This window comes from Salinivirga sp. (assembly GCF_035268865.1).
GTDB lineage: Bacteria > Bacteroidota > Bacteroidia > Bacteroidales > Salinivirgaceae > Salinivirga.
In genome coordinates, this window is record NZ_DATFKB010000056.1 from 1 (window position 1) to 7,078 (window position 7,078).

The following is a 7,078-nucleotide window of genomic DNA, read 5'->3' on the forward strand; positions in this document are numbered from 1 at the left end:
GTAAATGTATAGGTTGTGGCTTCTGCAAGTCCGCTCACGCTGTACGATGTGTTTGCAGTAGTAGCAATTGAACTGCCATCCTGTAAAACAGTGTAATAATCAACACCAACGTTGTCAGTGGCAGCTGACCAGTTCAGGTCAACACTTGTTTCGGTGATATTTGATGCACTTAGGTTCGATGGCGCAGTAGGCGCTTCAGTGTCGCCACCGTCAGATGAAATGTTCACATGATAATCTTCAACTTCACCGTAATCGAAAGATTCGCAAGCTGTTTGTGCTCCGTTGTATTTCATTGATATGCGCATGCGTGTGGTTCCTGTGGCATTTTCGTCAACAGTGAAGGTGCCACTGACGGCTGATTCACCGTTTGCACTGTATACCATTTCGCCTGCATCATCAAAATCGTAGTCCTGATTATAATCGATGTATATTTTCCAGTACTCCATGTAGGTTGAACTTCCAAATCCCGGGGTCAGTGTTACACTTACAGTGTTTCCTGCTGTTAAGTCAATGGTTTGAGATGTATAATCGGCATAGCCGCCATCGGAATTTGTGCTGTTAGAGAAACTGCCAATTTCTACATTGGAGATCCATTCATAGCTGGCATCATTTCCCTGCGAGCTGCAATATGATGGAACATATTCTTCCACAGTTATGAAGTTGGTTTTTGTTTCGGAATCTGTTCCATAGTCATTACTAACAGTTAACGATACCTGGTAAGTACCCGCAGTTTCATATGTTACAGATGGATTTGAAGCGGTACTTGTAGATGGTGTGCCACCTTCGAAACTCCATGAGAAACTGCTTGGGTTATTAGTTGAGGTGCTTGTAAAGCTTACAGATTCGCCTTCCTGAATTGTTGTGGAGCTTACAGTAAAATCGGCTACCGGGGGTTCTTCAACTGCTCCTCCTGGTCCTTCAGGGTTGCCTGGTGTGCGCATTTGTACCGATGGATCGCCAAAAACAGTCCATGTGTCAGCCATATTTTCGCCATCGCTACCATATTCGTCAATCATTTGGAACATACCGTTTACGAAAACACCTCCGTAAGTTATGTAGCTATTGGCTACCAGCAGATCGTTCATTTCATCCTGTGCGCACATGGGAGAGGCCCATGATTGGTTAATTGTACTACCACAAAATGCAATTGCACCTGTAGGGTTGCCGTTGTTAGTTGCATGAAGCCAGGTTTCAGCAAAACAGGTCATACCTGTAAAATTGCCCACTACACAAGCTACTGAAATTACAAATGGTAATTTATTTTCGTTTTGCAGTCCGTTTACATCTGCCTGATCATAGTACATTGAGGCCCAGGTGGTATTACTTCCATGTCCTACATAATTGATGATTCCCCGGCCATCGTTTAGTGCACTACTAAGCTGCGAAGCGCTTCCGCCATCCTGGTAAACCCTGTCCATGGTATACCCAAAGCCTTCCAGGTCGTACTCTATGTTGTTCATGTGCTCCTCGTCGCTCTCATTATCGTCGCCACCGCCTCCGGTTCCTTCGTTTGATGCAATTCCTACACCTTTCTTAAACCATGTGGCTGATGAGCTGGCATCTCTTTCGTAATAAATGGTCCGGTCGATTTGGGTTTGCAGGTCTGTGGTGTTGCTTGCAGAGAAGCGTCCCACAAAAATATCAAGGTAATGGTCGTTGCCAGAAGTGTATCCGTAATTGTTGTCTGAATCTCCTGCAGAGGTGCTTGAGCTTGGTACCTGTCCATGATCACCAACCAGTAATAGATAACTAATTCCGTTTTGATCATATTGGTTTTGTACATAGGTTTTTAGCGCCGATGCAGTACCTATGGTAGAATAATCGACCATATTAACGGTATACCCAATAGATTCTTTCCAGCTTTTGTATGCTTCCATTTCATCGGTAAAGCTGCTGTATGAAACAATGAGCATTTTTTTGCCATCTTCTGAAATTGGGGTGTATTTGCTTGATTTTGAATTGTAATTAATGAAGTGGTTTTTTAGTACATTATCATAAATGGCATCGTTTTTTATATTAGGGTTAGCCGATAATGCATTTTTTTTGGCTGTTCCTGTAGCTACTAAATCAACTACAAGGTCAGTGTAAATTCGTACTTTTTTTGTAACGGGATTGTATTGAACCGGATAAACTACAATGCTTTGACCACGTACATTGCGAATGATATATGGTTTCTTTGCTTTTGAAAGTTTTTCTGGAAAAAAAGCATTTTGCTTATATTCATCACCATATACATAAGGATAATCGCTTATTTTCTTATCGCGCGACATAATGCCTTTTGAAGGAGCCATCTCGAAGTTATCGATTTCAACAAAACGGCTTTTAATTATTTTGAGTTCCATATGCGCATTGTCAGGTATGGCAATTGCTTGCGATATTTTTGGAACATCTGGTGCTCCCTTGGTTTTGGTTCTGGTGCATTCCGGAATTTCAATAAGTTTTGAAGTCCCGCGAGGTGTGTGCACATCTTTGATCTTGTATGCATTAAAGTCAAATGCTAAGCGGATGTGGTTGGGGTCAGACTGTATCAGTTTAATTTGTGTCTGGTTGTTTTTGGCTTGCTTATCGAGCTTTTGCCATTGTTGGTTTCTTGCTGAAGCTTGTGATATTAAGAAAGTCACAAGTAGCAGACTAAGTAAAATTTGTCTCATAAATTGTGAATTTGGGAGTTTATTTTTATCGCTGTTCAAAATCAACACGAAAATATGGATGTAGATTTAATGGTCAATTTTTTTCGACAAACAACATATTGAGTTAAATCAATAACATGCATCTATGAATAAATATATGTTTATTGTTTATTTCTGTAAATCAGGTATTAATACAATAAAACCTTAATTTGTTGAATTGGGTTTAAAAGGTTATTATTGAAAATTGGGAGCGTATGGTTGTGTTCAGGTTAAAAAAAATTCCTTCTCCGCATATTGCGAAGAAGGAATAGGTATGAAATCGGTTATTAGAGAGATTTTATTTTAAATAGTTTTTGCAGCGTTAAAGGCTGTCAGAATAGCTTCCCTTGCCTTTGCTGGTTTAATGGCATCACCTATTATATGTACAGGTATTTTGCCTTGCAGGTCATATTGAAGTTCATTGACGCTTTTCATTCCCGTAGCAATTACAATTTTATCAATTTTGTTCAGTGTTTTGGTGTTGCCTGCTTTATCTTCAATTAACACCTGATGGTCGTTTATAATCTCAGTAACTTTATGATTAACGAACATTTCTACATCATGCTTTTTGAGTTTAGCTAATGTGAATTTTCGCTCAATCATTTCCATACCCCGGGCAACTTCATCAAGCATTTCTACAATGGTAACTTTATTGTTTTTGTCTACCAGTTTGCTTGATATTTCAGCCCCAATCAAACCACCACCAATAACAAGCACGCTTTTGTCTTCAGGTAGGTTTTCATCATGCAGGAATTCGCTCCAATAATAGGTTTTCAGCCCTTTTATAGGAGGAACCGCAGGTTCTGCTCCTGTTGCCAAAACCACTTCCTGATAGCCGTTCCCCGTTATGTCTTCCGGGGTAACTTTTTTGTGTATGGTTTTAATGTTTTGCGATTTAAGTTCGAATTTGTAATAATCGACAATTTCTTTCAGACTATCTTTTTTGGGTGGTAACCAGGCAAGGTTAAATTGACCGCCTAATTTTTCTTTTTCATAGAGGTCAACATTGTGACCACGTTCTTTAAGTGTCAGTGCAGCTTGCATACCGGCTAATCCACCGCCCACAACAGCGATGTGTTTGGTTTTATCGGCTTTGTTTGGCATATCATGCTCAATCCCTACCTGTGGATTTACAACGCATCCCAATCCTTTTCCACTTTTCACGCCACCGAGGCAGCCTTCGGCACATGCAAGGCATGGACGGATTCTGCCTTCTTTTTTACCGAGATATTTTCCGGCAAATTCCGGGTCGGCTACCAGGGCTCGGCCTAATGCGATATAGGGCCTGTTGTAATTGCCATTAATTTGCTCAATATCTTTAGGTGAATTAATGCGGCCCACAAAAATTACCGGAATATTAATTTTATTCTGTAGTTGCCCGGCCATTTCCCATGTTTTACCTTTTTTTATGAACATGTGCTGGAAAAACCATGGGGGCGTGGAGCATGCGGTGCCTGCTGTAAGATGGATGGCTGCAGCTCCTCGTTTTTCAAGTTCCTGCGAGAATGTAAACATATCTTCAAGATGAAAACCTTCTGGAAACATTTCGTCACCACTAATGCGAACAATTATGGGTAGGTCAGTGGCTTTAACTACAGCATCGAAAATTTCAAGTGGAAATTTCATTCTGTTGTCGAGTGAACCTCCATATTCATCAGATCTTTGGTTTACCGCCGGACTTAAAAACTGGGCTGCCAGGTATCCGTGCCCAAATTGCAATTCGATCATATCGAAGTTAGCTTCTTTTGCACGTTTAGCGGCATTTATGAATAGGCTAATGGCATAATCCATATCAGCCCTGTCCATGCTGCGTGGTTTAGCACCACCATTTTCACAAATCTGGTCACTTGCTGATACATGATAGTTTCCCGGAATTTTTGGATTTGCCATGCGCCCCGGATGATTGAGGTGTGCAATGGTTTTGGTTCCGAATTGTTTAATCTCATGGTTCAGCTTTTTGAGTCCTTCGATTTTGTCATCGTTGTCAATACCCATTTGTGTGGGTAATTCCCGCAAACCCTTATCAAGGTAAAGCGGTTCAGGAATTACCGCGCCAAGATGTTCGGCACGGGCACGATAGAAAATAAGATGCTTATCGGTTACTTCGCCCTTATTGTTGCTATAACCAAGCTTAATAGGTGCAAAGATGAACTGGTTTTTTAGATGTAACATATTTATGATGATTTTGGGATTAGTTTCATGCTAAGGTCGTATAGTTCATCCTGTAATTTAGTGTCATTTGCTGCTTCAGCAGGCTCTGCTTCGTTTGAATATTCAAAATATTTCCCTGTGGTATTCTGAGGTAGCTCAAGGGCTGCAAAAATTAATTGATCTGCACCGGCATTCAAATCTGAGCCGCCACCACCCCAGCCGCTGCGAAATAATTTAGTATCTATAACACCAGGATGCACAGCGTTTATTTTAAGTTGAGGCTTCTCTCTGGCCATTTTTTTTGTAAAAAGAATATTGCCAAGTTTTGATGCTCCATAGGCTTTGCTACTGTTAAAATTTGTTGGATTTACCACATCGTTGAGGTCTATGTGGCTGGCATGAATCATACTTGAGACGTTTACTATGACCTGCTTATTTTGCTCCTCCATAATGGGTATGAGTAAATAAGAGAGATAAAAAGGTGCAAGATAATTGATCATAAAGGTTTTTTCGATTTTATGATCGGTAACCAATTCCAGTTCCGACTGGAATACCCCTGCATTATTAATGAGTATATCGGGAATCATGTTTCGGTGCACCAAAACCTCAACCAGTCCCTCAATATCGCTGAAGCTTGTAAGGTCGGCATTGACGTATTCAATGTATTTATTGTTCGTTTCTTTGCGGAACAGGTCCCTGAGCTTTTTGCCTTGCCTGACATTTCGCCCATGCATAATAATGCGGTGACCCAATTGGGCAAGTCTGAATGCTGTTTGCTTTCCTATGCCATCTGTGGCGCCTGTGATGAGTATGGTGCGTTTCATTGGTTTGGGGTTTTGATTTATTTTTTACAGATCTTTAAACACACGTGCTAGCGAGAATCCGGGAGCATCAAGCCTTAAATCAAGGAAATATCCAAAAGGTGTTTGATGCACAGTATAGCCGGCATTCTTCATTTTTTCTTCAGCCTTGTCAAAAATAGCTTTTGTAAGATCAGGATCGGCTTTGCTTTCTGATAAATGAGCGAATGAATGCAATATTAGAGTTTCGGCTTCATTTTTTTTCATGATCCATTTCAAATTTTTCACCAGTTTCTTAGTTACATCAGCTTCTCGATCTGCATCTTCAGCTTCAGCCTGAATGAACGCTGTTTGTACTTTTTCAAAATCGTGGCTTTCGGTGTGGTCTTCTGCATCCTCCAATGTTTTTGTTGTTGGAGTGTAACCAAAATTGTTGGCGTAAATCAATAATAGTTTCATGTATGGTAAATATTTATTTTTGACAATCCATTTTATGTAAAAACCAAACTCCCAGTGCCGCTATTCCGGTATAAAGTCCGAAAAAAGCATTAAAACCTATCAGAGCAATAAAACTACCTCCCAACAGCGGGAAAAGAACTGGTAATATGTTTCCAGCTCCGGCTATTCCAGTATATAAAGCCCTGTTTTGGGTGGTTGAAATTTCAAGCAATACGCCACTATTGGCAATTTGATACAGGGTTAAAAATACACCACCCATAAAAAATGAAATATAGTAAAACCAAACGTTAGATGAAAATATCCAGGCCGCTGCCGGGTAAATTACGGCCAATCCCCACAGAAACCACAGCATGCTTCGATATGAGAATTTTTTGGCTCGTTTGTATAAGATTAGTCCGGAAACAATTAACCCCAGTGTTTTGGCTATTAATAAATTGCCCACAAGGCCACTGGCAGCAAGCTCATTTTTTCCGGCAAAAAGTAATAAAAAGGGCATGAGGCCCTGTCCAAGTCCCAGTACATTGATGCTTAACAGGAAAAATAGTAATTTACGATCGCGTTTCAGTTCACTCCAAAGGTGTGCGAATCGATATTTTTTAGTTTTTTCATTTGGAGAAATAACTTCACTGATGCGCCAGAAACCTAGTGATGCCAGCAATAGAAATCCTCCTGCCAGTATGAAAACCCAAAAATAGTTGTCAGGCCATTCATTTTGTTTGAGTACATAACTAACAGCTATCGCCGAACCAAACATGCCCAAACTGGATATCACCTGCTTTAGACTAAAAAACTGTTTGCGTCTTTCTTCTTTAACCGATTTTCCTAATATATCGGTAAAGGCAATGTTGGCATAGGCGCCACTAACTGAAAAAATACTTACCAGGGCAAAAATCATTATAATGGCCATGGTGGAGCTCATAAACATATAGAGGTAAAATAAAGCCGCCATGCTGAATAGTGCAAATATTCGCAAATTAATACCAGTTAATAAATGCGGTT

The 7,078-nt window shown here is 40.4% G+C and carries 5 protein-coding genes; all 5 read right to left on the minus strand.

The features are described from left to right. A partial coding sequence (locus VJ937_RS03825; protein WP_324065571.1) for a C25 family cysteine peptidase occupies nt 1-2,651 on the minus strand: 2,651 nt, incomplete at its 3' end. Between the two features lie 321 nt (nt 2,652-2,972). Continuing rightward, nucleotides 2,973-4,841: an NAD(P)/FAD-dependent oxidoreductase gene (locus VJ937_RS03830; RefSeq protein ID WP_324065572.1), complete on the minus strand. Its 1,869-nt coding sequence runs from the start codon at nt 4,839-4,841 to the stop codon at nt 2,973-2,975. A gap of 2 nt (nt 4,842-4,843) precedes the next feature. Further along, nucleotides 4,844-5,644 carry an SDR family NAD(P)-dependent oxidoreductase gene (locus tag VJ937_RS03835; RefSeq protein WP_324065573.1) on the minus strand — a complete coding sequence of 267 codons (801 nt, stop codon included), beginning with the start codon at nt 5,642-5,644 and terminating at the stop codon, nt 4,844-4,846. Between the two features lie 24 nt (nt 5,645-5,668). Continuing rightward, entirely contained in the window at nt 5,669-6,079 is a 411-nt protein-coding gene (locus VJ937_RS03840) for a threonyl-tRNA synthetase editing domain-containing protein (protein ID WP_324065574.1), read from the minus strand. A 13-nt stretch (nt 6,080-6,092) separates the two neighbouring features. Next, on the minus strand, nt 6,093-7,078 hold a 986-nt coding region (locus tag VJ937_RS03845), incomplete at its 5' end, for a hypothetical protein (protein WP_324065575.1).